This window comes from Streptomyces sp. NPDC001750 (genome assembly GCF_042892615.1).
GTDB lineage: Bacteria > Actinomycetota > Actinomycetes > Streptomycetales > Streptomycetaceae > Streptomyces.
Window position 1 is genome coordinate 1 of sequence record NZ_JBIAUE010000038.1, and the last position, 25,360, is coordinate 25,360.

The 25,360-nt window shown below is 72.8% G+C and carries 28 protein-coding genes and 2 pseudogenes; 15 read left to right on the plus strand and 15 right to left on the minus strand.

The features are described from left to right. The 3 genes and pseudogenes from ACFYY6_RS34345 to ACFYY6_RS34355 form a co-directional block, all read right to left on the minus strand. A pseudogene (locus ACFYY6_RS34345) lies at window positions 1-81 on the minus strand (electron transfer flavoprotein subunit beta); the annotation flags it as partial. Window positions 82-367: 286 nt separating this feature from the next. Then, a complete protein-coding gene (locus tag ACFYY6_RS34350; protein WP_389197237.1) occupies window positions 368-874 on the minus strand; it encodes a flavin reductase family protein in 507 nt (168 codons plus the stop codon). A gap of 194 nt (window positions 875-1,068) precedes the next feature. Next, a complete protein-coding gene (locus tag ACFYY6_RS34355; RefSeq protein ID WP_073782428.1) occupies window positions 1,069-1,395 on the minus strand; it encodes a thioredoxin family protein in 327 nt (108 codons plus the stop codon). A 220-nt stretch (window positions 1,396-1,615) separates the two neighbouring features. Between ACFYY6_RS34355 and ACFYY6_RS34360 the strand changes: the two genes are divergently transcribed. After that, window positions 1,616-2,338, plus strand: coding sequence for a lysophospholipid acyltransferase family protein (locus ACFYY6_RS34360; RefSeq protein ID WP_351516408.1), 723 nt, complete (start codon window positions 1,616-1,618; stop codon window positions 2,336-2,338). 80 nt (window positions 2,339-2,418) lie between these two features. Here the strand turns inward: ACFYY6_RS34360 and ACFYY6_RS34365 are convergent, their stop codons facing one another. From ACFYY6_RS34365 to ACFYY6_RS34380, 4 genes are all read right to left on the minus strand, one after another. Beyond that, window positions 2,419-3,018, minus strand: a complete 600-nt coding sequence (locus ACFYY6_RS34365; RefSeq protein ID WP_389197239.1) for a transglutaminase domain-containing protein — start codon at window positions 3,016-3,018, stop codon at window positions 2,419-2,421. 109 nt (window positions 3,019-3,127) lie between these two features. Beyond that, window positions 3,128-4,207, minus strand: a complete 1,080-nt coding sequence (locus ACFYY6_RS34370) for a low specificity L-threonine aldolase (RefSeq protein ID WP_073782434.1) — start codon at window positions 4,205-4,207, stop codon at window positions 3,128-3,130. Then, entirely contained in the window at window positions 4,186-4,953 is a 768-nt protein-coding gene (locus ACFYY6_RS34375) for an SDR family NAD(P)-dependent oxidoreductase (protein ID WP_351516411.1), read from the minus strand. Before ACFYY6_RS34375 ends, ACFYY6_RS34370 begins: the two co-directional genes overlap by 22 nt. Window positions 4,954-4,979: 26 nt before the next feature. Next, window positions 4,980-6,377 (minus strand): DUF6421 family protein, encoded by a 1,398-nt coding sequence (locus ACFYY6_RS34380; protein ID WP_351516412.1) that lies wholly within the window; start codon window positions 6,375-6,377, stop codon window positions 4,980-4,982. A gap of 376 nt (window positions 6,378-6,753) precedes the next feature. Between ACFYY6_RS34380 and ACFYY6_RS34385 the strand changes: the two genes are divergently transcribed. Further along, on the plus strand, window positions 6,754-7,437 hold the full coding sequence (locus ACFYY6_RS34385; protein WP_351625936.1) for a glycerophosphodiester phosphodiesterase family protein: 684 nt from the start codon (window positions 6,754-6,756) through the stop codon (window positions 7,435-7,437). On the opposite strand, the gene ACFYY6_RS34390 is transcribed toward ACFYY6_RS34385, so the two are convergent. Then, entirely contained in the window at window positions 7,438-8,001 is a 564-nt protein-coding gene (locus tag ACFYY6_RS34390; RefSeq protein WP_351516415.1) for a GNAT family N-acetyltransferase, read from the minus strand. A 99-nt stretch (window positions 8,002-8,100) separates the two neighbouring features. On the opposite strand from ACFYY6_RS34390, the gene ACFYY6_RS34395 reads away from it, so the two are divergent. Further along, the gene (locus ACFYY6_RS34395; RefSeq protein WP_351625932.1) at window positions 8,101-8,487 is read left to right on the plus strand and encodes a VOC family protein; all 387 of its coding nucleotides are present in this window, start codon (window positions 8,101-8,103) and stop codon (window positions 8,485-8,487) included. A gap of 75 nt (window positions 8,488-8,562) precedes the next feature. On the opposite strand, the gene ACFYY6_RS34400 is transcribed toward ACFYY6_RS34395, so the two are convergent. Next, window positions 8,563-9,978 (minus strand): PLP-dependent aminotransferase family protein, encoded by a 1,416-nt coding sequence (locus tag ACFYY6_RS34400; RefSeq protein ID WP_351516418.1) that lies wholly within the window; start codon window positions 9,976-9,978, stop codon window positions 8,563-8,565. Window positions 9,979-10,082: 104 nt separating this feature from the next. On the opposite strand from ACFYY6_RS34400, the gene ACFYY6_RS34405 reads away from it, so the two are divergent. The 7 genes from ACFYY6_RS34405 to ACFYY6_RS34435 all read left to right on the plus strand — a co-directional run bounded on the left by ACFYY6_RS34405 (window position 10,083) and on the right by ACFYY6_RS34435 (window position 15,817). Continuing rightward, window positions 10,083-11,393 carry a Tm-1-like ATP-binding domain-containing protein gene (locus ACFYY6_RS34405; protein WP_351516419.1) on the plus strand — a complete coding sequence of 437 codons (1,311 nt, stop codon included), beginning with the start codon at window positions 10,083-10,085 and terminating at the stop codon, window positions 11,391-11,393. Between the two features lie 116 nt (window positions 11,394-11,509). Further along, window positions 11,510-12,334, plus strand: a complete 825-nt coding sequence (locus tag ACFYY6_RS34410; protein WP_073782450.1) for a phosphoenolpyruvate hydrolase family protein — start codon at window positions 11,510-11,512, stop codon at window positions 12,332-12,334. 161 nt (window positions 12,335-12,495) lie between these two features. After that, window positions 12,496-13,077: a DUF5134 domain-containing protein gene (locus ACFYY6_RS34415; RefSeq protein WP_389197242.1), complete on the plus strand. Its 582-nt coding sequence runs from the start codon at window positions 12,496-12,498 to the stop codon at window positions 13,075-13,077. 84 nt (window positions 13,078-13,161) lie between these two features. Next, window positions 13,162-14,097: a M56 family metallopeptidase gene (locus ACFYY6_RS34420; protein WP_351516424.1), complete on the plus strand. Its 936-nt coding sequence runs from the start codon at window positions 13,162-13,164 to the stop codon at window positions 14,095-14,097. Window positions 14,098-14,130: 33 nt separating this feature from the next. After that, window positions 14,131-14,847: a phosphatase PAP2 family protein gene (locus ACFYY6_RS34425; protein WP_389197244.1), complete on the plus strand. Its 717-nt coding sequence runs from the start codon at window positions 14,131-14,133 to the stop codon at window positions 14,845-14,847. Between the two features lie 19 nt (window positions 14,848-14,866). Beyond that, window positions 14,867-15,568, plus strand: coding sequence for an HAD family hydrolase (locus tag ACFYY6_RS34430; RefSeq protein ID WP_388651945.1), 702 nt, complete (start codon window positions 14,867-14,869; stop codon window positions 15,566-15,568). Window positions 15,569-15,637: 69 nt separating this feature from the next. Continuing rightward, the gene (locus ACFYY6_RS34435; protein ID WP_073782460.1) at window positions 15,638-15,817 is read left to right on the plus strand and encodes a hypothetical protein; all 180 of its coding nucleotides are present in this window, start codon (window positions 15,638-15,640) and stop codon (window positions 15,815-15,817) included. 51 nt (window positions 15,818-15,868) lie between these two features. Here ACFYY6_RS34435 and ACFYY6_RS34440 read toward each other — a convergent pair whose 3' ends face one another. Further along, window positions 15,869-16,246, minus strand: a complete 378-nt coding sequence (locus tag ACFYY6_RS34440; RefSeq protein WP_386609529.1) for an ArsR/SmtB family transcription factor — start codon at window positions 16,244-16,246, stop codon at window positions 15,869-15,871. 120 nt (window positions 16,247-16,366) lie between these two features. Beyond that, window positions 16,367-16,779 (minus strand): annotated as a pseudogene (locus tag ACFYY6_RS34445) (acyl-CoA thioesterase); the annotation flags it as partial. Between the two features lie 106 nt (window positions 16,780-16,885). Here ACFYY6_RS34445 and ACFYY6_RS34450 point away from each other — a divergent pair. Continuing rightward, window positions 16,886-17,521: a DinB family protein gene (locus ACFYY6_RS34450; RefSeq protein WP_389197246.1), complete on the plus strand. Its 636-nt coding sequence runs from the start codon at window positions 16,886-16,888 to the stop codon at window positions 17,519-17,521. Between the two features lie 72 nt (window positions 17,522-17,593). On the opposite strand, the gene ACFYY6_RS34455 is transcribed toward ACFYY6_RS34450, so the two are convergent. Both ACFYY6_RS34455 and ACFYY6_RS34460 read right to left on the minus strand, forming a co-directional pair. After that, window positions 17,594-18,691: an NADH:flavin oxidoreductase/NADH oxidase gene (locus tag ACFYY6_RS34455; protein WP_351516431.1), complete on the minus strand. Its 1,098-nt coding sequence runs from the start codon at window positions 18,689-18,691 to the stop codon at window positions 17,594-17,596. 259 nt (window positions 18,692-18,950) lie between these two features. Then, the gene (locus ACFYY6_RS34460) at window positions 18,951-19,331 is read right to left on the minus strand and encodes a hypothetical protein (protein ID WP_351516433.1); all 381 of its coding nucleotides are present in this window, start codon (window positions 19,329-19,331) and stop codon (window positions 18,951-18,953) included. A gap of 120 nt (window positions 19,332-19,451) precedes the next feature. Between ACFYY6_RS34460 and ACFYY6_RS34465 the strand changes: the two genes are divergently transcribed. Further along, a complete protein-coding gene (locus tag ACFYY6_RS34465; protein WP_351516435.1) occupies window positions 19,452-20,006 on the plus strand; it encodes a GNAT family N-acetyltransferase in 555 nt (184 codons plus the stop codon). On the opposite strand, the gene ACFYY6_RS34470 is transcribed toward ACFYY6_RS34465, so the two are convergent. After that, window positions 19,994-20,710, minus strand: a complete 717-nt coding sequence (locus ACFYY6_RS34470; RefSeq protein ID WP_351625910.1) for a cupin domain-containing protein — start codon at window positions 20,708-20,710, stop codon at window positions 19,994-19,996. The two genes, ACFYY6_RS34465 and ACFYY6_RS34470, sit on opposite strands and share 13 nt — an antisense overlap. A gap of 185 nt (window positions 20,711-20,895) precedes the next feature. Between ACFYY6_RS34470 and ACFYY6_RS34475 the strand changes: the two genes are divergently transcribed. Continuing rightward, a complete protein-coding gene (locus ACFYY6_RS34475) occupies window positions 20,896-21,984 on the plus strand; it encodes an exo-alpha-sialidase (protein ID WP_351625909.1) in 1,089 nt (362 codons plus the stop codon). A gap of 138 nt (window positions 21,985-22,122) precedes the next feature. Here ACFYY6_RS34475 and ACFYY6_RS34480 read toward each other — a convergent pair whose 3' ends face one another. Next, entirely contained in the window at window positions 22,123-22,800 is a 678-nt protein-coding gene (locus tag ACFYY6_RS34480; RefSeq protein ID WP_351516440.1) for a uracil-DNA glycosylase, read from the minus strand. A gap of 444 nt (window positions 22,801-23,244) precedes the next feature. Between ACFYY6_RS34480 and ACFYY6_RS34485 the strand changes: the two genes are divergently transcribed. Both ACFYY6_RS34485 and ACFYY6_RS34490 read left to right on the plus strand, forming a co-directional pair. Continuing rightward, complete coding sequence (locus ACFYY6_RS34485) at window positions 23,245-24,222, plus strand: N-acetylglucosamine kinase (RefSeq protein WP_386609530.1); 978 nt, start codon at window positions 23,245-23,247, stop codon at window positions 24,220-24,222. 129 nt (window positions 24,223-24,351) lie between these two features. Beyond that, window positions 24,352-25,275, plus strand: coding sequence for a hypothetical protein (locus ACFYY6_RS34490; RefSeq protein WP_351625906.1), 924 nt, complete (start codon window positions 24,352-24,354; stop codon window positions 25,273-25,275). Window positions 25,276-25,360: the final 85 nt, after the last annotated feature.

Sequence of the window (25,360 nt, forward strand, 5' to 3'; positions counted from 1 at the left end):
CACCGTCAGATCATCCGAGAAACGCCGGTCACCCGTCGCATCCGGCACATACTTCACACAGACAACGATCCTCAAGCTCACGCCGGCTCTCCTACTGCATCGTCTTTTCCGGGCTGCCCTGTTGCACGCAGCATAGGCGCCTGATGGTGCGGTTTCCGGTCGGGGCGACCCGCGCTCCCGAAGGAAATATTACTAGCCAGTACAGCCAGTGGGTGGCGTATGAGCAAGCGCTTGGAATGTGATCTGGCCGACGTACGACGGGCCGGCCGGCGACAGGGCGCCGCCCGGCCCTCTCACCGGCGCCGTCCCGGATCCCGTCCGGCGTGCCGCACGTGCGCCGCCGGGGTCCGTGCGCCGCGCGGACGCCTCAGTCCCGCAGCGCGTTGAACCGGCCCTGGTGGTAGAGGAGCGGACGCCCGCCGCCGGCCGGGTCTCCCACCACGGCCTCGGCGATCACGATCCGGTGGTCACCCGCCGGGATCCGGGCCACCACGCGGCACACCAGCCACGCCAGCACGCCGTCGAGGACCGGCACCCCCTGCGGCCCGTTGCGCCAGCCGGTGGACGGGCCGAACCGGTCGGCGCCGCTGCGGGCGAACGTGGCGGCCAGCTCCTCCTGGTGCTCCCCGAGTATGTGGACGCCGATGTGCTCCGCCTCGGAGACGACCGGCCAACTGAACGACGAGGTCCCCACGCCGAAGGAGACCAGCGGGGGTTCGGCGGCGACGGAGTTGAGGGAGGTGGCGGTGAAGCCGACGGGCCGACCGGCCGCGGCCGTGATCACCGCCACCCCCGCGGCGTGTCGTCGGAAGACCGAGCGGAGAAGGCCGGGAGAGGCCGGACGGGCGGTGCCGATCTCGGGTGAAGCCGTCATGGAGAAGTCCTTCTGCGAAGAGGCGTACGGGGCCGTAGGTGCTCAGGCACCCGGACAGCGCGCACTCGCGTTGCGGGCGAGGTCCACGTGGACCCGGCCGGGGGAAGGAGTTCCGGAGGCATGGCGTCAGACTGACGATACGTGACGGGCCCGGTCAAGCGCGTTCCGCGATGGGGGAGATGCGTCACGATCCGTCACATCGCCTCGCCCAGTGCCGCGACGACGTCGACGGTGCGCGGCTGTCCGACGGCCCTGCGGACGATCCGCCCGCCCGCGTCGAGCACCAGCACGGTCGGTGTCCTGGTGATCCCCAGCTCACGCACGAGAGCCAGACGCGCCTCCGCATCGACCTCGACATGGGCCACGCCGTCGACCATGCGCGCGACCTCGGCGAGGACTCGGCGCGTGGCCCGGCAGGGCTGGCAGAACGCGGTGGAGAACTGCACCAGGGTCGCCCTCTCCCCCAGTTCCGCACCGAGTCGGGCCGCGTCCAGCGCGCTCCCGTGCGTCCGCCCGTCCACCCTCGCCCTCCCGTCGTCGCGCCTCCCAGGAAGGCAGCGCCGCGTGACACCGGAACATTCCCGGTCGGCCGCACGTGACGAGAATCTCGCCTCCCGCGCCCGCGAGGACTGGCCACCGCGTCGCACATGGGGCACGATCGGCCCGATGCCGCAAACCTACGGCTGCGTAACTTCCGCCGGGAGGACCCTCCTCAGGCGCTGAAGAAGGGTCTCCCCAGAGATGGCAGAACTCGTCTATCGACCGGTCATCGGCGCCGCTCGCACCTTGTTCAAGGCGCTGGACCTGAAGATCGACGCTCGGGGTTCGGAGCACATCCCGAAGACCGGTGGCGCCGTGCTGGTCAGCAATCACATCAGCTACCTGGACTTCATCTTCACCGGTCTCGCCGCGCTGCCGCAGAAGCGTCTCGTCCGTTTCATGGCGAAGGAGTCGGTCTTCCGGCACCGCATCTCCGGACCGCTGATGCGCGGGATGAAGCACATTCCCGTGGACCGCAAGCAGGGCGAGGACGCCTATGCCCACGCGCTCGCGTCGCTGCGCTCCGGTGAGATCGTCGGCGTCTTCCCCGAGGCCACCATCTCGGAGTCGTTCACGCTGAAGAGCTTCAAGTCGGGGGCCGCCCGGCTGGCCCAGGAGGCCGGTGTGCCCCTGATCCCGACGGCGGTGTGGGGCACGCAGCGGCTGTGGACCAAGGGCCGGCCGCGCAACTTCAAGCGCGACCACCTGCCCGTGACGATCCGGGTGGGCGAGGCGGTGGAGGCACCCGCCGACCAGTACGCGGGGGCCATCACCCGGCGGCTGCGGGAGCGGGTGCAGGAGCTTCTGGAAGCGGCCCAGCGCGCCTACCCCGTGCGCCCGAGGGACGCGAGCGACACCTGGTGGGTCCCCGCGCACCTCGGGGGGACCGCGCCGACCCCGGCCGAGGTGCGCGCCCGGGGCTGACACGCATCGCCCCCGCTCCCGGCTGAAACGTCACTCCGGGGCGTCGGCGACGGTCGGGGCCCGGAGTTCCGCGAGGGAGCTCAGAGTTCCATGGGGAGCGCGTGCCAGAGCTGCGCGCGGTCCCCGGCGGACCTCAGGGCACTCAGCACCGCCGGGTGCGGTGCCGCGTGGAGCGTCGGGTAGTCCGTCTCGTGGAACTCGGGCCGGACGGGCCATGCCAGCCGTTCGCCGTCGAGCGAGAATCGGGCGTCGACCCCCGGCTTGTTGCCCCGGGGGTCCTGGCGGTCCCAGCGGTCGCGGCCGGGCAGCCGGACCGCGACGAGGCCGTGCACGGGGCCGGGGGTTCCGTGGGCGTCGGCGAGCCGCTGGTAGCAGAGGGCGGTGGGGATGCCGGCCGCGCGCAGGAGGGCGGCCAGGGCGTGCGCCTTGGCGTGGCAGATGCCGTGGCGCGCGGCGAGGACGTCGGAGGCGCGCCAGGTGACGTCCGTTCTCCCCGCGTCGCCGGAGTGCGCGATGGTGTCACGCACGTGGACGAAGGCGGCGACTGCGTATGTGTATGCGTCGAAGGTGTCGCCACGGAGCTCGGCGACCGTTTGTCGCACGAGCGGGTGCTCGTGATCGATGGCCTCGTCGGCGGCGAGATAGGCGGAGAGTTCCGGCACGTGCTGGATCAGCTGCATGACCGCCGAGCGTAGGCAAGCGGTCGGCCTGGAGTCAATAACTTTCCTGCCGACCGCATACCTATTCAGCACTATGACTCTCTGGAGCGCGCCGCGTCCTCGGACGACGTCACCTGGCCATCTCTTCCTTCAGCGCGAGGACGAACGCGTCCACGTCCTCCTCCGTCGTGTCGAAGGCGCACATCCAGCGCACGTCCCCGGCGGCCTCGTCCCAGAAGTAGAAGCGGAAGCGCTTCTGGAGCCGTTCGCTCACCTCGTGCGGCAGCCGGGCGAAGACGGCGTTGGCCTGGACGGGATGGAGGATCTCCACGCCGTCCACCCCGCGCACGCCCTCCGCCAGCCGCTGGGCCATGGCGTTGGCGTGCCGGGCGTTGCGCAGCCAGAGGTCCCCGGCGAGCAGCGCCTCCAACTGCACGGAGACGAAACGCATCTTGGAGGCGAGCTGCATCGACAGCTTGCGCAGATGCTTCATGGCGCGCACGGCGTCCGGGTCGAGCACGACCACGGCCTCGCCGAAGATCGCCCCGTTCTTGGTGCCGCCGAACGAGAGGACGTCGACGCCGACGGTGTTGGTGAACGTGCGCATCGGCACGTCCAGCGACGCCGCGGCATTGGCTATCCGGGCCCCGTCCAGGTGGACCTTCATACCGTGGCCGTGGGCGTGGTCGCAGATGGCGCGGATCTCGTCGGGCGTGTAGACCGTGCCGAGTTCGGTGTTCTGGGTGATCGAGACGACCTGCGGCATGGCGCGGTGCTCGTCGTCCCAGCCGTACGCCTGCCGGTCGATGAGCTCGGGGGTGAGCTTGCCGTCCGGCGTGGGGACGGTGAGCAGCTTGAGGCCGCCCACGCGCTCCGGGGCGCCGCCCTCGTCGACGTTGATGTGGGCGGACTCGGCGCAGATGACGGCGCCCCAGCGATCGGTCATCGCCTGGAGGGAGACGACGTTGGCGCCGGTTCCGTTGAAGACCGGGAAGGCTTCGGCGGTGGGGCCGAAGTGACTGTGCATGACGCGCTGGAGATGCCCGGTGTACTCGTCCTCGCCGTAGGCGATCTGGTGACCGCCGTTGGCGAGGGCGATGGCCGCGAGGATCTCCGGATGCGTGCCCGCGTAGTTGTCACTGGCGAAGCCGCGTACCTGCGGGTCGTGGTGGCGTCGCGCGTCGGTCCTTACGGTTGTGGGGTCAGCCACAGGCGCTTTCCGTTCACTTCCGGGGCGGGCCGGTCCCAGACGCCGACGATGGCGTCGGCCAGATCCTTGACGTCGGTGAAGCCCGCGAATTTCGCATTCGGGCGCTCGGCGCGCATCGCGTCGTGCACCAGTGCCTTGACCACCAGGATCGCAGCCGCGGACCTGGGCCCCTCCTCGCCCCCCGCCTTGCGGAACGCGTCCGCGAGGGCGAGCGTCCATGCCTCGGCGGCCGCCTTCGACGCGGAATAGGCCGCGTTTCCCGCGGTGGGCTTGCTCGCCCCGGCCGCGCTGATCAGCACGTAGCGCCCGCGGTCGCTGCGCTGCAGTCCCGCGTGGAAGGCCAGCGAGGTGTGCTGGACGGTGCGGATCAGCAGCTTCTCCAGCAGGTTCCAGTCGGCGAGGTCGGTCTCGGCGAAGCCGGCGCTGCCGCGCCAGCCGCCTACGAGGTGGACCAGACCGTCGATCCTGCCGAACTCCTTCTCCGTCTTGTCCGCCCAGTCGCGAGTGGCGGCCAGGTCCAGCAGATCGACCGTGTCACCGGTGACGGTGGCTCCGCCGTGGGCGTAGCGCGCGGCGTCGACCGCTTCGGCCAGGCGTGCCGCGTCGGCGTCGGAGGCCACGACGGTCGCGCCGGCCTCCGCGAGCCTCAGCAGCGCGGCCCGGCCCGCCGGGCCGGCGGCCCCGGCGACCGCGACCACGGCACCTTCGAGGGCACCGCTCCCGTTGCCCGTGCCGTTCCCGTTCATGGCCACCGCCTCCTCTGCCCCGGCGCTCACGCGGCTGCCCGCTCGGCACCCGCGGCGGTGATCCCCTTGGTCGAGGCGATCACGTTCTTCAGCTTCTTGGAGAGCGCCTCATAGAACATGCTCAGGGGAAACTCGTCCGGAAGCACCTCGTCGACGAGCTTACGCGGCGGCAGCGACAGGTCCAGCGCCTCGGGGCCCTTCGCCCAACGGGAGCCCGGGTGCGGGGCGAGGTAGGCGGAGACGAGTTCGTACGCGGCGAACCAGTGCACGAGCTTGGGGCGGTCGATGCCGTCGCGGTACAGCTTCTCGATCTCGGCGCACAGCTGGTTGGTGATCCGCGGGGCGCGTTCCCAGTCGATCCGCAGCGTGTTGTCGGTCCAGCGGATCACGTCGTGCTTGTGGAGGTAGGCGAAGAGCAGCTGTCCGCCCAGGCCGTCGTAGTTGCGGACGCGCTCGCCGGTGACGGGGAAGCGGAACATCCGGTCGAACAGCACGGCGTACTGGACGTCGCGGCCCTGCGGGACGCCGTCGGCCTCCAGCTGCACGGCCTCCTTGAAGGCGGTGAGGTCGCAGCGCAGCTCCTCCAGCCCGTACATCCAGAACGGCTGCCGCTGCTTGATCATGAAGGGGTCGAAGGGCAGGTCGCCGTGGCTGTGCGCGCGGTCGTGGATCATGTCCCAGAGCACGAACGCCTGCTCGCAGCGCTGCTGGTCCGCGACCATCTCGCGGATGTCGCCGGGCAGATCGACGCCGAGGATGCCGACGGCGGCCTCGGTGACCCGGCGGAACCGGGCGGCCTCGCGGTCGCAGAAGATCCCGCCCCAGCTGAAGCGTTCGGGGGCCTCGCGCACGGCGACGGTCTCCGGGAAGAGCACCGCGGAGTTGGTGTCGTAGCCCGAGGTGAAGTCCTCGAACGTGATGCCGCAGAAGAGCGGGTTGTCGTAGCGGGTGGCCTCCAGCTCGGCGAGCCACTCGGGCCAGACCATCCGCAGCACGACGGCCTCGAGGTTGCGGTCCGGGTTGCCGTTCTGGGTGTACATCGCGAAGACGACCAGGTGCTGCACCCCGTCGGCACGCCCCTTCGCGGGCTGGAAGGCGAGCAGCGAGTCGAGGAAGTCCGGCACGCCGAAGCCGTCCGCGGCCCAGCGGCGCAGGTCGGCGACGAGGGCACGGTGGTAGGCGGCGTCGTGCGGGAGCAGCGGGGAGAGCTCCTCGACCGCGGAGATCACGCGGTCCAGCGTCGCCTCGGCGGTCGCGCGGGACGGGGCGCCCTCCGCGTCGAAGTCGATGGAACCGTCCTTCGACTGCCAGGGACGGATCTCCTCCACGGCGTCCTTGAGGAGGGGCCAGGCGGGGTGGTCGACCACCGGCTGCTCCGCAGCAATACCTCCTGCGGCGACGTCGTGCACAAGAATTTCCGTCATAACACTTCCTCCACGGGAGAACCTCGCGTCAAAACACCGTATCCATGCGTGGTTACTCCAGACAAGTGGATCTCAGTAAATTATCCTGCGCGCCCGCGATGTCGCCGCGATTCTTCCTGCACGAAACCGCGGAAGGAGCACTTCCGTCGGAAGCGGAGGCTCCGGTGGCCGCAGCCCCACTCCGTCTCGTACGCGTACGCCCGAGCGGTCCCGCACGCGCCGGACGCGCGCCCGCGCACGGGCGGCACGGTTCGCCTCCCCTGCCCGCGTACGGACCCGGCCGGTTCGCCCGGACGCCCGGACGGGCCGTGATGACCCGGCACCCGACGGGTAGGAGCCGCATGCGGAGGAACACCGTCTACGGAAGCGAGTCGCCTTGTCTTTTCTCACCATCGGTCATCGCGGAGTGATGGGTGTCGAGCCGGAGAACACCCTGCGGTCGTTCGTCCACGCGGAACGGGCCGGGATGGACGCGATCGAACTGGACCTGCACCTGAGCAAGGACGGCGCGCTGGCCGTCATGCACGACTCCGACGTGGACCGCACGACGGACGGCAGCGGCCCGATCGCCGAGAAGACCCTCGCCGAACTGCGCGAACTCGACGCCGGACAGGGCGAGCGGGTGCCGGTCTTCGAGGAGGTCCTCGACGCCGTGCGGTCCCCGCTCCAGGCGGAGATCAAGGACGCGGCGGCGGCCCGCGCGCTGGCGGAGATGATGCTGCGGCGCGGCCTCGTCGAGCGGGTCGAGGTCTCGTCGTTCCACGACGGGGCGGTCGCCGAGATCGCCCGGCTGGTGCCGGGGGTGAGGACCGTGCTCATCGCGAGCCGCCGGCAGGACGATGCGGTGGAGCGGGCGAAGGCGGTGGGTGCGGCGACGCTGGCGCTGAACATCCGCCGCCTCACCCTGGAGATGGTCGAGCGGGCGCACGCCGAGGGACTGAAGGTCATCGGCTGGGTGGTGAACACTCCGGACCATCTGCGACTGGTACGCGCCCTGCGACTGGACGGCGCCACCACGGATCATCCGGAAATCCGCCGCGCCGTCCGCTTCACCGCCTGATCAACGCTCCGGCCCGACCAGGTCCTTGATCAGGAGTTCGAACGCGAGGTCGTCGCGCTGCGGGATGCCGAAGCGCTCGTCGCCGTACGGGAACGGGCTCGTCCTTCCCGTACGGCGGTAGCCGCGGCGCTCGTACCAGGCGATCAGTTCCTCGCGCACCGAGATCACGGTCATGTGCATCTCGGCCGCCCCCCAGTCCTCCCGTACGGCGCGCTCGGCCTCGGCGATGACCACCTTGCCGAGCCCGGCGCCCTGGAGGTCGGGGCGGACCGCGAACATCCCGAAGTAGGCCGCATCGCCCCGGCGTTCGAGCTGGCAGCAGGCGACGACCGCGCCGTCGCGCTCCACCACGAGCAGTCGGCTGCCGGGGGCCTCGACGACCTGCCGGACGCCGTCCGGGTCGGTCCGCTGCCCGTCGAGGATGTCCGCCTCGGTGGTCCACCCGGCCCGGCTGGAGTCGCCCCGGTACGCCGATTCGACCAGCGCCACGAGGACGGGGACATCGGCGACGACCGCGTCGCGGAACGTCAGCCGTCCGGAATCCTGGGTGGGGGCCATGTCCATGACGGCGATTCTCCGTTCCTCGGCTGCGGACGTGCCGCAGCAGCGTAACCCGGTGTCGCACGGCGGGCGGCGGTGTGGGGCAGGCATAGAGTCCGCCGCATGGTTCATGTGCTGAGCAGCCGGATCCTGCTGCGTCCCACCGATCCCGAACGGTCCCGCGCCTTCTACGGGGAGTCGCTCGGACTGCCCGTGTACCGGGAGTTCGGGACCGGCCCCGAGCGGGGCACGGTCTACTTCCTCGGCGGCGGCTTCCTGGAGGTGTCCGGACGCGCGGACGGGCCACCGGTGCCGAGTCTCGCGCTGTGGTTGCAGGTCGCGGACGTGCACGCGGCACACGACGAGCTGTCGGCCGGCGGGGTCGAGGTGCTGAGACCACCGTTGCGCGAACCGTGGGGGCTCGTCGAGATGTGGATCCGCGACCCGGACGGGCACCGGATCGCCGTGGTGGAGGTCCCGGCGGACCATCCGCTGCGCCACCGCCCCTGAGAGCCTGTCGGCATCCGCCACTCGGCGGCGGCCGCATGGCGACCGGCTCCGGCGGCGCGGGCCACGGGGACGGCCTCAGCGCGGGGCGCGGCTGCGTGCGGCGCAGTCGACCAGCACGGGCAGGGCCCGCTCCAGGGCGCCGTCGTCGTCCGCGAACGGGAGGCGCAGGTGGTGCCGGAAACCGTCCACGGCGGAGAAGGCGGGTCCCGGCACGATCAGGACGCCCGCACGGCGGGCCAGTTGTGCCGTGGCCTCGGCGTCGGCGCCGGGCATCTCCACCCAGAGGGCCGAACCCCCGGCGGGCCGTTCCCATCGCCATCCGGTCCCCTGCGCGCGCAGGAGGCGTTCGGTCTCCGTCAGGCGTTCGCGCAGCCGGGAGCGGCGCCGGGCGCGGGCCTCGGGCAGTTGCTGGAGCAGACGCACGGCCAGCATCTGCTCGACCACCGGGCAGGACAGGTCGACGGACCTCTTGATGTCGGCCAGTCGGCGGACGACGGTCGTGGAGGCGCGGATCCAGCCCAGCCGCAGACCGCCCCAGAACAGCTTGGAGAGGGTGCCGACGGTGGCGGACCCGGCGGGCGGCAGCCGGGAGGCCAGCGAGACGGGCGCCTCGTCGTGGTCCAGGGCCAGTTCCGCGTACGCGTTGTCCTCCACGGCGTACAGGCCCTGCTCGGTGAGCACGGCCGCCCAGGCCCGGCGCGTGTGTTCGTCCATGCTGCGCCCGGTGGGGTTGTGGACGGACGGCTGCAGATAGACGAGGCGTGGGCGCACGTGCCCGGCCAGCCGGGCCAGGGCGGCGGCGTCGCGGTGGGAGGCGTCGGCCGCCAGCGGGACCAGCCGGGCGCCGCGGGCCCGCAGGGCTTCGAGGGCGCCTCGGTAGGTCGGGTCCTCGACGATCACGGTGTCCCCCGGCTCGACCAGTCCCTGGGTGATCAGCCAGACGGCCTGCTGGGACCCGGCGGTGACGAGGATCTGCTCCGGCGTGGTGGGCAGGCCGGCCGCGCGGTGGTAGCCGGCGATCGCCTCGCGCAGCTCGGGCAGCCCGTACGGCAGGTACCCGTCGTCGGTCAGCGCGGTGGAGAGGTCGCGAGCGGTCAGGGATCCGACCGCCGACGCCACCATCGGCAGGCCGTCCAGCGCGCCGCTGGAGAGGTCGATGCCGTCGTCCCTCGTGCCGAAACTGGCCAGCCGCCCCTCGGTCGCCGGTTCGCCCACGCCCCCCGATCCTCGCAGCCGGGAGCCGCTGCCCTGCCGGCTCTCCAGCCATCCGGCGGCCTCCAGCAGCCCGTACGCGGCCGTCACCGTGGAACGGCCGACCCCGAGCGCGGTCGCGAGGGCCCGTTGTGAGGGCAGCACGGTGCCGGGAGCGACGTCCCCGCGCTCCGCCAGCTCCCGCAGCGCCTCGGCGAGCAACTGCGGCAACGCGCCCGCGCCGCCCTTGGACCACCCGGTCAGCAGACGCGACAGGCGAGTGGGAGGAATGCGGTCCATGCGTTCATCATCACCCGGCACAGGCCAATTGCCCTCAAGTGGTCTTGGTCCCCTACCGGCCGCGGGCACATGATCGGGAGAACGCCGTTGCGAAGGAGCAGAACATGGCGACCGTCGTGCTCGTCGGAACACTGGACACCAAGGGAGCGGAGTACGCGTGGCTGTCGGCGCGGCTGCGCGAGTCGGGATGCGACGTCGTGCTCGTCGACGCGGGCGTGCTGCCGCCGCCGCAGGACGGCCCCGGGAGTGACGTCGACGCCGCCGCCGTGGCGCGGCGCGCCGGGCATGATCTGGACGCGCTGCGCGCCGCCGGAGACCGCGGGGCGGCCGTGACCGCCATGGCCGAGGGTGTCGAACTGGTCGTCGGCGACCTGCACCGGGAGGGGCGGCTGCACGCGGTCCTGGCGGTCGCCGGCAGCGGCGGCTCGTTCATCGCCGCCCGCGCCATGCAGGCGCTGCCCGTCGGCGTGCCGAAACTGCTGGTCTCCACCATGGCGAGCGGGGACGTGGCGCCGTACGTGGGCAGCAGCGACGTCACCATGATGTACAGCGTGGTCGACGTCGCGGGCATCAACTCGGTGTCGTCCCTGATCCTGGGGAACGCGGTGGCGGCGGCCGCCGGGATGGCCGCCCATCATGAGCGGAGCGTGAACCGGTCGCACCCGGAGGGACGGCCGCTGATCGGTGCCAGCATGTTCGGCGTGACCACGCCCGCGGTCGACGTCGCCCGGCGGCGTCTGGACGAGCTGGGTTACGAGGTGCTGGTCTTCCACGCCACGGGCGCGGGGGGACGGGCCCTGGAGAAGCTCGCCGCCGGGGGGTTCCTCGCGGGCGTCCTGGACCTGACGACCACCGAGCTCGCGGACGAACTGGTCGGCGGCGTGCTCAGCGCAGGGCCGGACCGGCTGACGGCGGCGGGCCGGGCGGGGCTGCCCCAGGTCGTGGCCCCCGGCGCCCTGGACATGGTCAACTTCGGCGCCCGCGAGACGGTTCCGGAACGCTTCGCCGAGCGCCGTCTCCTCGTCCACAACCCCACCGTGACCCTGATGCGCACCACCGTCGGCGAGATGACGGAACTCGGCACCCTCATGGGGCGGAAGCTGGCCGCGGCCCAGGGCCCGGCGGCGGTCCTGTGGCCGCTGGGAGGGGTCTCCGCGGTGGACGCGCCCGGCGGACCGTTCCGGGATCCGGAGGCCGACGCGGCCGGGCTCTCGTCCCTGCGCACGGCGCTGAAGGGCAGTGCGGTCGAGCTGCGCGAGGTGGACGCGCATCTGAACGACCCGGCCTTCGCCGTGGCCGCCGCCGACCGTCTCCACCAGCTGATCTCTGCCCCCGCGGACCCGGACACGGGCGTCCGCTCCGGACCGACGTCCGATTCGACGTCCGAGCCCGCACGGCGTGCCCGCGCCATGTGACCGCCCATGTCTCGCGCGTCCCCCTGTCTCGCGCGTCCCCCATGTCACGCGCGCCCAGCAGAACTCGACCGCATCCGACCGATCCCGAACGATCTCACCCGAACAGGAGTCCTTCCGTGAACCGCGACCAAGCCCTGGCCCGCCTGACCGCACAGGTCGGCGCCGGCAAGCCCGTCATCGGCGCAGGCGCGGGCACCGGCCTGTCCGCCAAGTGCGCGGAGGCCGGCGGCGTCGACCTGCTGATCATCTACAACTCCGGTCGCTACCGAATGGCCGGCCGCGGCTCGCTCGCGGGCCTGCTGCCCTACGGCGACGCCAACGCCATCGTCCTGGACATGGCGGGCGAGGTCCTCCCCGTGGTGCGGGACGTGCCCGTGCTCGCCGGGGTGTGCGGCACCGACCCGTTCCGGATCATGGGCAACTTCCTCGACCAGCTGAAGGCCGTCGGCTTCACCGGCGTGCAGAACTTCCCCACGGTCGGCCTGTACGACGGGAAGTTCCGCGAGAACCTGGAGGAGACCGGCATGGGCTTCGGCCTGGAGATCGACATGATCCGCCAGGCCCACGAGCGCGATCTGCTCACCGCGCCCTACGTGTTCGATCCCGAGCAGGCCGCCGAGATGGCGCGGGCCGGCGCGGACGTCCTGGTCCCCCATGTCGGACTCACCACCAAGGGGTCCATCGGCGCCGCCACCGCCCTCACGCTCGATCAGGCGGCGACGGCCGTGCAGGAGATGCACGACGCCGCCAAGCGCGTCAACCCCGACATCATCGTGCTCTGCCACGGCGGGCCCATCGCCGAGCCCGAGGACGCGCGCTACGTCCTGGAGCACACCACGGGCATCGCCGGGTTCTTCGGCGCCTCCTCCATGGAGCGGCTCCCCACCGAACGCGCCATCACGGAACAGGCGCGCGCCTTCAAGTCGCTCACGATCGGCTGATCGAACGGGGAAGGACGGGGCCGGCCCGGACCGGCACGGCAGGGCGCGCGGCGGGGAACGCTCCGCCGCGCGCTCCCCGTGTACTCCCGTGCGCCGCGTAGGACGTTCCGTGCCCGGGCATCGACCCAGGGGACCGACTCGTGCGTCCAGGGGGGTGCGCTGTGCACGGACCGGCGATGTCCGGCTGGCTGCTGATGGCGTTGTGCGCGCTGACGGGCGCGTACTGCCTGCTGCGTACGCGCGGCGAGACCGGTGAGGGGCTCAGGGCGGCGCGCGCGGAGGCGCTGATGGGATTCGGCATGGCCGCCATGGCGGTGCCGACGGCCGTCATGACACCGCCCGCGTGGGGATGGGCGGTGTACGCCGTGCTGTTCGGCGCGGCCTCGGTGCGCGCGTTGTGGTTCTCCCGGCGCGGCGGGCACCATCTGCACCATCTGGTCGGGTCGTCGGCGATGGTCTACATGGCGTTGACTATGGCACCCGGCGGCGGGGGCGCGGCCGGTCATGGCGGGCACGCGGATCACGCCATGGCCGCCACGGCCGGGGGCATACCCCTGCTGACCGGGCTGTTGCTGGCCTACTTCGCGGCCTATGTACTGCGTGCGGGGGCCCGGTTGATACCGGTGGCCGCGGGCGGCGGACCGACCGGGGACGGGTCCGGCTGGGCGGCACGGCCGGAGCTCGCTCTCGCCTGCCGGATGACGATGGGGATCGCCATGTTCGCGATGCTGCTCACCGTGTGAGGGGCGCGTGGGGCAAACCGTGGCGTGCGTCACTTGCCGTGCGCGGGCATACCGCGGGCACCTCGACACTCATAGGCTGACGCCATGTTGGTCTCCCTCGCACTGCTGTCGCTCGGTGCACTGGCCGCTGTCGTGACCCCGCGCCTGATGGCGCGGGCCCGGTGGTCGGAGCGGGAGCCGGTGGTCGCCCTGTGGGTGTGGCAGTGCGTGGTGGCCGGGGTGCTGTTGTCCTTCGCGCTGTCCATGACGTTCAGCGCGGCCGCGGCCTGGCAGGCGGTGCGCGGGCACGTGTTCGCTCCGGCGCCGCGGGCCGTGGTGGAGGCGTACGCGCTGGGCGACCACGGCCGGTGGTCCGCGGCCATGGCCGTGCTGCTGGCGCTGGGCGGGGTGTGGACGGCCGCGATGCTGGCCCGCGAGGTGCGCCGGGCCCGGGTGCGCCGACGTCGGCGCAGGGCCGAACTGCTGGTGCGTTCCCCGCTGTTGCCCGGGGAGGAGCCCGGCAGCGAGCGGCTCGTCGTGCTGGAGGGCGAGCGTCCCGGTGCCTGGTGGCTTCCGGGCGCGGCGCCGCAGCTCGTCATCACCACCGGGGCGCTCGGCCGCCTGAAGGGGCGTCAACTGGATGCGGTCCTGGCCCATGAGCAGGGACACGCGAAGGCCCGGCACGACTGGCTGCTGCATTGTTCCGACGCGCTGGCCACCGGTTTCCCGCAGGTCCCGGTGTTCGCCGCCTTCCGCGACGAGATGCACCGGCTGGTCGAACTGGCCGCGGACGACGTGGCGTCGAAGCGGTTCGGGCGGCTGACGATCGCCCTGGCGCTGGTGGAACTCAACGAGGACCGGGGGGTGTTCGGCCCGTCCCCCGCCGCCGACGCCCAGCTGCCGCTGCGGGTGAACCGGTTGCTGACCCCGGTGGAACGGCTCACCGCCGGCCATCGGCTGCGACTGACCGCGGCGGCCGCCCTGGTGCCGGTGATTCCGCTCCTGGTGGCTTTCGTCCCGGGGCTCAGCGCGCTGCGATAGCCGGGGCGGGGGGCTTTCCGCGAAGATCGCCTCATGCCCTCACCGCCCCCCGCTCCGCCGCCCCGTGCGCGTTGCTTCGTCACACCGTTCGGCGCGGCCGTGGCCTGCGCCGCTGTCGCCATGGTCCTGCTGGTCCTGGTCGCCGTGCGCTGGTCGCCGCTGATGGCCGCGGACCTCTCGGTCGCACGGGCCCTGCACCGCAGGGCGGTGACGGAACCCGGTCTCGTCCATGTGAACCGGATCCTGACCGACTGGGTGTGGGATCCGTGGACCATGCGCGCGCTGATCGCGGTGGCCGTGGTGGTGCTGTGGTGGCGCGGCGCCCGCGTGCTCGCGGGATGGGTCGCCGTGACGAGCGTGCTGTGCGCCGTCCTGCAGCAGGGGCTGAAGGCCGCGGTCGGACGTCCGCGCCCCCGGTGGCCGGACCCGGTGGATTCCGCCCACTACGCGGCGTTCCCGTCCGGTCACGCGATGACCGCGATGGTGAGCTGCGCCCTGCTGCTGTGGCTGCTGCGCCGAAGCGGTCCGGGCCGGCCGGTGTGGCGGGCGGCACTGGCCGTGGCGGTGGTCTCGGTCGTCGGGGTCGGCGTCACCCGGCTCTATCTGGGGGTGCACTGGATGAGCGATGTGCTGGGCGGCTGGCTGCTGGGGGCGGCCCTGGCCGGGTTCTGCGTCGCCGGGTTCGAGCGGTACGAACGGCGGGGCCGGTACGAGCGACGCGGAAGGGCGGCCTTGCCCCGGCGTTCCTGAACCGGAAAGGATCGCCCTCATGCGAATCAAGGGTGTGCTCTTCGACTTCTCCGGGACCCTCTTCCGTATCGAACCGGTCCGGTCCTGGCTGCGCGCCGCCCTCGCCGAGCGCGGGGTGCCGATGGGCGAGGACGAGTTCGAGCGGTGCGCGCGGGAGCTGGAGGCGGCCGGGGCGCTGCCGGGCGGTCCGCCTCCCTTGCGGGTTCCCGACGAGCTGGCCGGACTGTGGGCCGCCCGCGACGAGAGCGCGGAGCTCCACCGGCGGGCGTACACCGCCCTGGCCCGGCAGGTGGAGCTGCCGGACCCCGGGCTGTACGACGCGCTGTACGAGCGGCAGCGGACGCCCGCCGCCTGGCGGCCGTACCCGGACGCGGCGGAGGTGCTCGGCGCGCTGCGCGAGGGCGGCATCCGCGTCGGTGTGGTCAGCAACATCGGCTGGGACCTGCGACCGGTCTTCCGGGGGCACGGCCTGGACCCCCTGATCGACACCTATGTGCTGTCGTACGAGCACGGCGTCCAGAAGCCGGACGCACGTCTCTTCCACACGGCCTGCACACTTCTGGGGCTGGATCCGGCGGATGTGGTGATGGTCGGTGACGACCTCCACGCGGACGGCGGGGCGGCGGCGCTGGGCTGTGACGTGCGGTTCGTGTGCCATCTGCCGGTGGAGGAGCGGCCGGACGGGCTGCGGGCGCTCGGACTGGTGTCGGGCGTCGGCTGAAGAACATGTGAGGGATGTCCCTGACGCACAATGGGTCGGATTTTCACACCAGGGCCTTAGCCTGTATGCATGTCCCGTTCTCCATGCCCCTCCGATTCCACGCGCACCGCCGCCGTGGTGAACAAAGAGATTCGTGACCTGTGGCAGCGTTCGGGCGGCCGCCTGTCCCCGGAGGACGAGGAGCAGTACCAGCGGCTGCTGGTGGAGTGGGCGGCGGTGACGGGCGGGAGTTCCAGGCCCGCAGCGTGACGCCGCCGTGCGCTCCGCCCCGGTCTCGGTGACCGGGTGGGCGCGTGGTGGCTACCGGCCCTCGCCGACGCGCCGGACCTGACGGTTCGCGGCGTCGAGGACGCTGTCGAGGAGCCCGGGGAACAGCGCCTCCAGGTCGTCGCGGCGCAGCCCGTTCATCTTGGCCGTGCCTCGGTAGAACTGCCGCACGACGCCGCTCTCGCGCAGCACGCGGAAGTGGTGCGTGGACGTGGACTTGGACACCGGCAGGCCGATGCGCGAGCAGGGCAGCTCGGTCCGCGCGGCGGCCAGTTCACGCACCACGCGCAGCCGCATCGGATCGGCGAGCGCGTGGAGCACTCCCTCGATCCGGATCTCGTCCCGCTCCGGGTGGTCGAGCACACGGCCACCGGCCGCGGCGCTCGCCGCAGGGGCGCTCGCTGGGGTCACCACGACGTCACTTCCAGGTTCCTCGGTCGGGTCAGCCATGATACGAGGCCCGTCATAGTTCGACGTTCCACGTGCGAATGGCTCCGGCCGGGCGCCACGACGGGTGGCGGGCTCGACGTCGCCCCCGAGCAGGTCCGGCCTGTCGGCGAGCGAGGCCGGATGTCCGGCCGGATCGGCGATCGGTCTGCGGGTGGTCGGATCGAGCATCCCCGCCAGGCCGGTGATCCGCGCCGCGACCGTGCGTCCTCATTGACGACCTCCTGCACGACCTCGAACGTCTTGCCCTCGCCGTTCACGAACCGGCAGGTCACACGCACGCGGTCGCCGCCGCGGAGCTCGCGCAGGTAACTCACCCTCGTTTCGGGGGCCACCGGCCCGACGCCGCCGGTCGGCAGCTCGTCCCGCGGGAGGCCGGCGGCGCGAAGGAGTTCCCGGCGCGCGTGCTCGGCGTACTGGAGGTAGCCGGCCCGGTTCAGATGGCCCTGGGTGTCGAGCTCGTAACCCCGGACGGTCACGTCCACGGAAAAACTCATGGCGCCCCCGCGTCATTCGGTGTTCGATCGTCCCTCACGCCCCGTATCCGCCCCGCGCCCCCTCGCAACGTCCGGCGCCCCCTCGCAACGTCCGGAGAGAATCCTCATGACGGCATCGTCGCCCACCACTCCCCCACGCCTGGTTCCGCTGCTGGAGCAGTTCGACTTCGCACGGCGGCGACTCGTCGACCGCCTGGCCGGCCCCCGTGTGGACAGCGGGAACGGCACGGCCGTCGCGGTCGCACCGATGACCGACGAGGAGTACCTCTGGGAACCGGTGCCGGGCTGCTGGTCGCTGCGCCGCCGCTCGGACGGACCGGGGCCGACGGCCACCCTCCTGGCCGGCGGGGGCGAGTGGGGACGCGATTCCGCGGACTTCCCGCATCCCTCTCCGCCGCCCTTCACCACTCTGGCCTGGCGGCTGAGCCACCTCGGCGAGATGCTCACGCTGCGCGCCGACCACACGAACGGCACCCACACCCTGGCCCGGGACGACTACCGGATCGTGGCGGACGCCGCCACCGCGATCACCGATCTCGACTCCGCCGCCGCGGCCTGGCGGGAGGCGCTGCTCGACGCCGACGACGCGGCGCTGGACACGGTGGGGCACAGCACGTACCCGTACGGCAGCGATCCGGAGGACCCGTTCCTGGAGACCGTCTGGTGGGTCAATCAGGAACTCCTGCACCACGGTGCCGAGATCGCGCTGCTGCGCGACCTCTACCGCGCGCGGCGGCACTGAACCGGATACCCGCCGCCCGGCCCCGCCGCGGCGCGGGAACGGCCGGGGCGGAGGGGCTGCGCCCCGATCCCGTCAGACGGCGCGCAGATACTGGTCCGGCACGCGCGGTCCGGCGCCCAGTTCACGGGCCGCGTGCTGGGCCCACGACGGATTGCGCAGCAGCTCGCGGCCGAGGAGGACGGCATCCGCCCGGCCCTCGGCGACGATCTTCTCGGCCTGGTGCGGCTCGGTGATCAGGCCGACGGCCGCCACGGGCAGGGAGGTCTCCGTCCGGACACGTTCGGCGAAGGGCACCTGGTATCCGGGACCGGTCTCGATCCGGACGCCCGGCGCGTTCCCGCCGCTGGAGACGTCCAGCAGGTCGACGCCGTGGTCGCGGAGCTCGTGGGCGAGCCGCACGGTGTCCTCCACGGTCCAGCCCTCGCGCTCGTCCTCCTCGTTCTCCGTGAGCCAGTCCGTCGCGGAGATCCGGAAGAGGACGGGCAGGTCGTCCGGCCAGACCTCCCGCACCGCGTCCACGACCTGGAGGGCGAAGCGCGCACGGTTCTCGAAACCGCCGCCGTACTCGTCCGTGCGGCGGTTGGTGTACGGCGAGAGGAACTGCCCGACGAGGTAGCCGTGGGCTCCGTGCACCTCGGCGACCTCGAAGCCCGCGTCGAGTGCGCGGCGGGCGGCCTCGCGGAACCGGTCGACGACATCCCGGATCCCGTCCGCGGTCAGTTCGTGCGGCACCGGACGGCCCTCGTCGAACGGCAGCGGGCTGGGGGCCACCGGCGTCCAGCCGTGCGCGTCGGGGCCTACGGGGCCGCCGCCCAGCCAGGGCGCCGCCGTCGACGCCTTGCGCCCGGCGTGGGCGAGCTGGATTCCCGGCACCGTTCCGCGCGCCTTGAGAAAGTCCGTGATCCTGCGGAAGGCGTTCACCTGGGCGTCGTTCCAGATACCGAGGTCCGCCGGGCTGATCCGGCCCTCGGGAGCGACGGCCGTCGCCTCGGTGAGGACGAGTCCGGTCCCGCCGATGGCACGCGCCGCGAGGTGCGCGAAGTGCCAGTCGGTCGCGACGCCCGCGTCCGGACCCGTGGGCTCGGCGCTGTACTGACACATGGGTGCCATCCACACCCTGTTGGGGATGACGAGCGATCGCAGGGTGAAGGGCTCGAAGAGGGCGCTCATGCGCAGCTCCGTTCCGGTGGGTGTTCCCCGCGGACGGGGGAAGGGTGCGGCCAGGTAGTACGATAGACGTCGTACTACGATGCTCGTCAAATTACGACGGCTCTCGTACGACAACGCGGACCCACGCCCCCATTCCCGCCGAGACCGACCAGGAACGGTCTGCCGCACACCCCGGCGGTACCGCGCCGACCGCACCGCCCCCGCCGTCCGTCGACGAAGCGGGGCCGCCGCCCCGCCCGTCCCGGTCGACGCGACACGGTCAGCCGCGCCGCCGGAGCACGATGGCGGCGTCCGCGTCGTACCCCTGGGTCCAGCTGCGCCCCGCGTCCGACGTCCAGGTGACATGGACGGTCTCCCCGGCGCCCCTGACGGCCTCCACCGTCATGACCCGGTCGCCGTCCCTCACGTCCCCGCGGCGCAGCTCCCGCGCGCGGACGGTGACGGGCTCCGACGCCGCCGCGGCCTCGGCCCGGTCCGCCGCGAGGACGAGGGCCGCCGCCAGTTCCCGGGCGCGGACGGGGGTGCAGACCAGGGACAGCTCCCCCGACGGCGCCGCGGCACGGATGCCGACCCCCGTCCCGGCCGGGGCCACCTCCAGGGTCGCGACGCGCCCCTCACGGTCCTCGACACCACTCGTCATCGCTCCGCGCTCCTCCCGCACGACCCGCTCGCCCCTCCCGTGTCGGGCGAACCTTCCCGCCGGTCCGCCCGTAGATCAATTGTGTTGCCGGCCGGTCCGGGCCTGCATACCGTCCCATACATGGCAACACCCACTCTGAACACCGAACGGCTGCTTCTGGAGCCGTACTCCCCCGCCGACGAAGAGGCCTTCGTCGAGCTCTTCCAGGACACCCGGGTCTCCCGGTGGATGGGCGACGGGACGAAATCCGAGGCCGAGGACCGCGCCATGTTCCAGCGCGTCTTCAGCAAGGTGTACGCGCAGGAACTGTTCGACGTATGGGCGGTGCGGCACGACGGCCGCCTGATAGGACACGCGGAGATCAAGCCGACCGAGGAGGTGTCCGGTCACGAGCTCGTATACGCCCTGGAGCCGGACGCGTGGGGGCACGGTTTCGGCACCGAGATCGCACGGGCGCTGATCGCGTACGGGCACGATGTCCTCGGGCTCACCGAGGTGCATGCCACGGTGGCCGCCGAGAACACCGCGTCCCTGGTGCTGCTGGACCGGCTGGGGTTCCGATACGTCCGGGACATCACGGAGGACGACGGCACCACGACCCGGGTACTGACCCGGTCCGCCGCCGCGGACACCGCCGACGAGGCACCGGAAGCGGCGGCCGGTCAGCCTCTGTAGACGTCCAGTCGGCCGCACATACCGAACCTGCCGTGGGCAATGGGCCGTTCGGCGTGCACGGCGGCGGCGGCGAGATGTCCGCCGTCGCCGCGTGCCAGGGCGTCGAGCCGGTCACCGGTCGCCGCCGCGGCGGCCGCGGCCCCCTCACGCCAGCGCCGCCGCCACTCACCGGCCATCGGCCGCACGAGCGCGGCGGCGGCCCGGTGGAAGGCGGCGAGGGGACCGGGGTCACCGGCCTCGGCGGCCCGGCGCAGCGCCAGGAATCCCTCGACGGCGAGGTCCCGGCGGGCGAACGCGGCCCGCTCCCGCTCCGCTTCGGACCCTTCGACGGGAAGGGCGGCCGCCGACCGGTAGCGACCGGGGTCCGTCAGGTGCTGGGGCGGCAGGGTGAGAACGGCGTCCCCCGCCTCGGGCAGTCCGCCGTTCTCCATGAGGACGACGACCCGCAGCCCGTCCTCGTCGACGATGCGATGGATCGTGCCCGGCGAGAACCGGACCAGGGCGCCCGGAGCCAGCGGCGTCTGCCGGAAGCCCGAGGTGGTGAGCGTCTGCACCGATCCCGTGCCGCCGACCACCACGTACGCCTCCGTGCAGGCCAGATGGAGATGCGGCGTCCCGCCGCGCAGCCCGTCGACGGCGGGACGATCGTAAACCCGCAGATGAGAGACGGCTACGGCGCCGGGAAGCCCTTCGAAGGTCGACACGCGTACTCCTTTTCGGTGTGTCGGTCACAGTGCTCGGAAAGCGCTTTCCGCGTCTCCGGCACCGTAGCGGCACCGGCCGCGAAGCGACAGGGGCGGATCGCCGGGAATCACCCTGCGGGGTTGCGCCGACGACGGGGTGCAGACTTGCGCGTATCCGGCACAACGGCGTTTCGGGAGGTTCGGCCATGGCCGACGTACTGCTCACCGTGGGCACCCGCAAGGGACTCTTCATCGGCCGCGGGCGCGGTGGCGCGTGGGAGTTCGGCGGTCCGCATTTCAACGCCCAGGCGATCTCCTCGATCGCGATCGACAGGCGCGGCCGGGTGCCCCGGCTGCTGGTCGGCGGGGACAGCGCGCACTGGGGTCCGTCCGTCTTCCACTCCGACGACCTCGGCCGCAGCTGGATCGAACCCGGGCAACCGGCCGTGAAGTTCCCGCAGTTCACCGGCTCCTCGCTGGAGCGGGTCTGGCAGTTGCAGCCGGCGGGGGCCGAGGCGCCGGACGTCGTGTACGCGGGGACGGAGCCGGCCGCGCTCTTCCGCTCCCGGGACGGCGGGGTGTCCTTCGAACTGATCCGCCCGCTGTGGGAGCATCCGACGCGCTCCGCGTGGGTGCCTGGCGGGGGCGGCGAGGGGCTGCACACCGTGCTGACGGATCCGAGGGACGCCGGGGCCGTGACGGTCGCGGTGTCCGCGGCCGGGGTCTTCCGCACCAGGGACGGCGGGGCGAGCTGGGCCCCGGCCAACAAGGGGGTGTCGGCGTCCTTCCTCCCCGGACCGGACCCGGTGTTCGGGCAGTGCGTGCACAAGGTGGCCCGGGACGCGGTCGATCTCGACCGGCTCTATCTCCAGAACCACTGGGGTGTGTTCCGGAGCGACGACTCCGGGGACCACTGGACGGACATCGGCGGCTCCCTGCCCTCCGACTTCGGTTTCGCCATGGCGGCGCACCCGCATCGCGCGGACACCGCCTACGTCTTCCCGATCAACGCCGACGTCGACCGGGTGCCGGCCGAGCACCGCTGCCGGGTGTTCCGCACCGGGAACGCGGGCGGAACCTGGGAGCCGCTGTCGACGGGGCTGCCCGAGGAGGCGCACTACGGCACGGTGCTGCGCGACGCGCTCTGCACCGACGACGCCGACCCGGCCGGGGTGTACTTCGGCAACCGCAACGGCGAGGTGTACGCGAGCGCGGACGACGGGGACAGCTGGCGGCAGCTCGCCTCCCACCTGCCGGACGTGCTCTGCGTCCGGGCGGCGGTGGTCGGCCCGTGACGACCGCCGGAGGGAGCCGGCCGCCCGCGGCGACGCACGGTTCTCACCGGGAGGGCCGGACGCTCACCGGGGTCGTGTGCAGAACCCGTCGGCGCCGGGAGACCCGCCGTCGGAAGAGCTCCGACGGCGGGCGTCCGGTCACGGCAGTTGCCAGTCCACCGGCTGGGCCCCCTGGCGGAGCAGCAGCTCGTTGGTGCGGCTGAAGGGACGCGAGCCGAAGAAGCCACGGTCCGCGGACATGGGCGAGGGGTGCGCGGACTCGATCGCCGGGAAGTCGCCGAGGAACGGCCGCAGATTGCGGGCGTCGCGCCCCCACAGCACGGACACCAGAGGCTTGCCGCGCGCCGCCAGGGCACGGATGGCCTGCTCGGTCACTTCCTCCCAGCCCTTGCCGCGGTGCGCGCCCGGCTTGCGGGGTGCCGTGGTGAGTGCCCTGTTCAGCAGCAGCACGCCCTGACGCGTCCAGGGTGTGAGATCGCCGTTGGACGGGCGCGCCAGTCCCAGGTCCGTATGGAGTTCCCGGAAGATGTTCTCCAGGCTGCCGGGCAGTTGACGGACCTCGGGAGCCACCGAGAAGCTCAGCCCCATGGCCATTCCCGGTGTGGGGTAGGGGTCCTGACCGACGATCAGGACGCGTACCTCGTCGAAGGGCTGCTGGAAGGCGCGCAGGACGTTCGCGCCGGCGGGCAGATAGGTGCGACCGGCCGCGATCTCCGCACGGAGGAAATCGCCCATCTCGGCGATGCGTCCGGCCACGGGGGCCAGGGCCTCGGCCCAGCCGGGCTCGACTACTTCATTCAAGGGTCGTGGTGCCACGAACATCACTCTACCGGCGTAGCCGACCCTCTCCCGCTCCCCGTCGACAGCTCCGACCTCCGGACTTCCGTTCCCGGCCTCCCGCCTCCCGGCTCCGTGTTCACCGAATCCGAATTCCCTCCTCACGGCTTCCGCCCCGCCCTCCCGTCGGACTCCCGGCCCCACCACCCGGCCCGCGGAGATCCGCCGTACGACCGGCTCCGCCTCGGGCGGCTCGTGACGGTCGGGATAGGCTGCCGCCGTCACTCCTCGTTCCTCCTCGCACTGGAGCCGGTCCATGAGGTCACACAGGCGTCCGCCGGTGAGCGGCGATGCGCGTCACGCCCCGTGGAGGCGGTCGTGACGGCGGGGACGGAGACGCCTTCCGGAGCGACGGAGGCACAGGGAGCGACCGGGGCGAGGGCGACGGCGGGGGCGGGTGCGCCTGGCCCCTTCGTGCTCGGCGTGGACTCCGGCGGCTCCGGGCTGCGGGTGGCGCTGGGCAGCGTGGACGCGTCCGGCGCCCTGGACACCGCGGTCTGCGGCGAGCCGGTGCGGACCGGTCCGGAGGGTATCGACGCGGGCCACCTTCTGGAGCAACTGCTGCCCGCCGCCCGCCACTTGCTGGAGGGGCAGGGCGCCCCCCACGGCTCCGGGATCGCCGCGGTGGCGATCGGCGCCGCCGGAATGACCACCCTCGGCGGGCAGTTGCGTGCCGAACTGCCCGCGGCCCTGGAACGCGCGCTCGGGGTGCGGCTGCTGGCTCTCGCCGCCGACGCGGTGACCGCGTACGCCGGCGCGGTGGGACAGCGTCCCGGCGCGGTCGTGGCGGCGGGCACGGGCCTGATCGCGCTGGGCACGGACCTGACGCGTTGGCACCGGGTCGACGGCTGGGGGCATCTGCTGGGCGACAGCGGCGGCGGTGCCTGGATCGGGCGGGCCGGTCTCGACGCCGCCATGCGCGCGTACGACGGCCGCCGCGGCGGGTCCGCCGCGCTGCTGGCCCGGCTGGAGGCGGTGTTCGGGCCCGCGCCGGAGCTCCCGGGGCGGCTGTATCCGCGCACCGACCGGCCCGCCGTGCTGGCCTCGTTCGCGCCCGAGGTCGCCGCCTGCGCCGGTCACGACCCGGTCGCGGCGGGCATTCTGCGGGAGGCCGCCGGGCACATCGCGGCGGCGGCCGCGGCCGTCTGCCCGGAGACCGGCGCCGACGGCGGACCGTGCGAAGTGGCCCTGACGGGCGGCCTGTTCCGGATGGGCGATCCACTGCTCGTACCGCTGCGCGAGGAGCTGTCCCGGCAGGTTCCACAGGCCCGGGCGGTCCCCGGTTCGGGTGATCCGCTGACCGGCGCCCTGTCCATCGCACGGGCGGCGGCCGACGGGGATCTGCGGCTGCCCCGTCATCCGACGCTGCTGTGCGTACGCGGCGACGGGCCTGCGCAATGACCTCGGACAGGCACCGACAGAGCGGGACGGTCAGCCGGTAAGCCTCCCATCGGATAAAAGCGGACAGATGGCGCCCGACTGGGCCCTCCCCGAACGGGGAGGCACTCGAAGCCAGTAGCATGCGGCGCCATGAGCACCCCCACTGGGCCCGCTTCCGGCCTGCCTGTACGAATGCCGCGACCTCGCCAGTCCGGACGGCACCGCCGCCCGGAGCCCGTGGTCGCACCCGAGGGCGCCGCGGCGCTCGTTCTCGCCGTCCCCGGTGCCCCTTCCTCGGCCACGCGCAGCCTGGCCGAGGAAGTGATCAGCATCGCCCGTTCCGAGCTGCCCGGTCTGAACGCCCTGGTCGGCTACCTCGACGGCGACGACGCCGAGTTCCCCACGCTCTCGTCCGTCCTCGCCCAGAACGCCGCCGAGCGCGTCGCGCGCGTCGAGCAGGCGCGGGCCGCGGGTCGCGAGGTCGCCGACCCCGAAGGCCCGTCGGCCGTGGTGGTGCCGCTGCTCGCGGGGCCGGACAGCGCGCTGATCAGGCAGATACGGCAGGCCGTGATGGACAGCGGCACGCAGGTGGAGCTGACGGACGTGCTCGGCCCGCACCCGCTGCTCGCGGAGGCGCTCCACGTCCGTCTGTCCGAGGCCGGCCTGGCCCGCGCCGACCGCGCGCGGCTGTTCACCGTGGCGACGGCGGCCGACGGCATCGTGCTGGCCACGGTGGGCGGAGAGGAGGCCGTGCAGGCGGCCGGGATCACCGGCATGCTGCTCGCCGCCCGGCTGGCGGTCCCGGTGATGGCCGCGGCGCTCGACGTGGACGGGTCCGTCGCGTCGGTGGCCGAGCAGCTGACGAGCTCGGGCTCGGCGCAGCTGGCGCTGGCCCCGTACCTCGTCGGCCCCGAGGTGCCCGAGGGGCTGCTCGACATCGCGGCGAAGGAGGCGGGCTGCGCGGCGGCGGAGCCGCTCGGCGCCTACCCGGCGATCGGCAAGCTTGTGCTGTCGATGTACATGTCCGCGCTCGGCATCACGCCGGCCGTGCCGCAGGGCGCCCCGGCGCACTGAGCCGGGGCCGGACGCGCCGGCCGGCGGGGTCGCCGTTCGTTCCCGACGGCCGGCCGGGTCCGGAGGAACCGGACCGGGCCGGCCG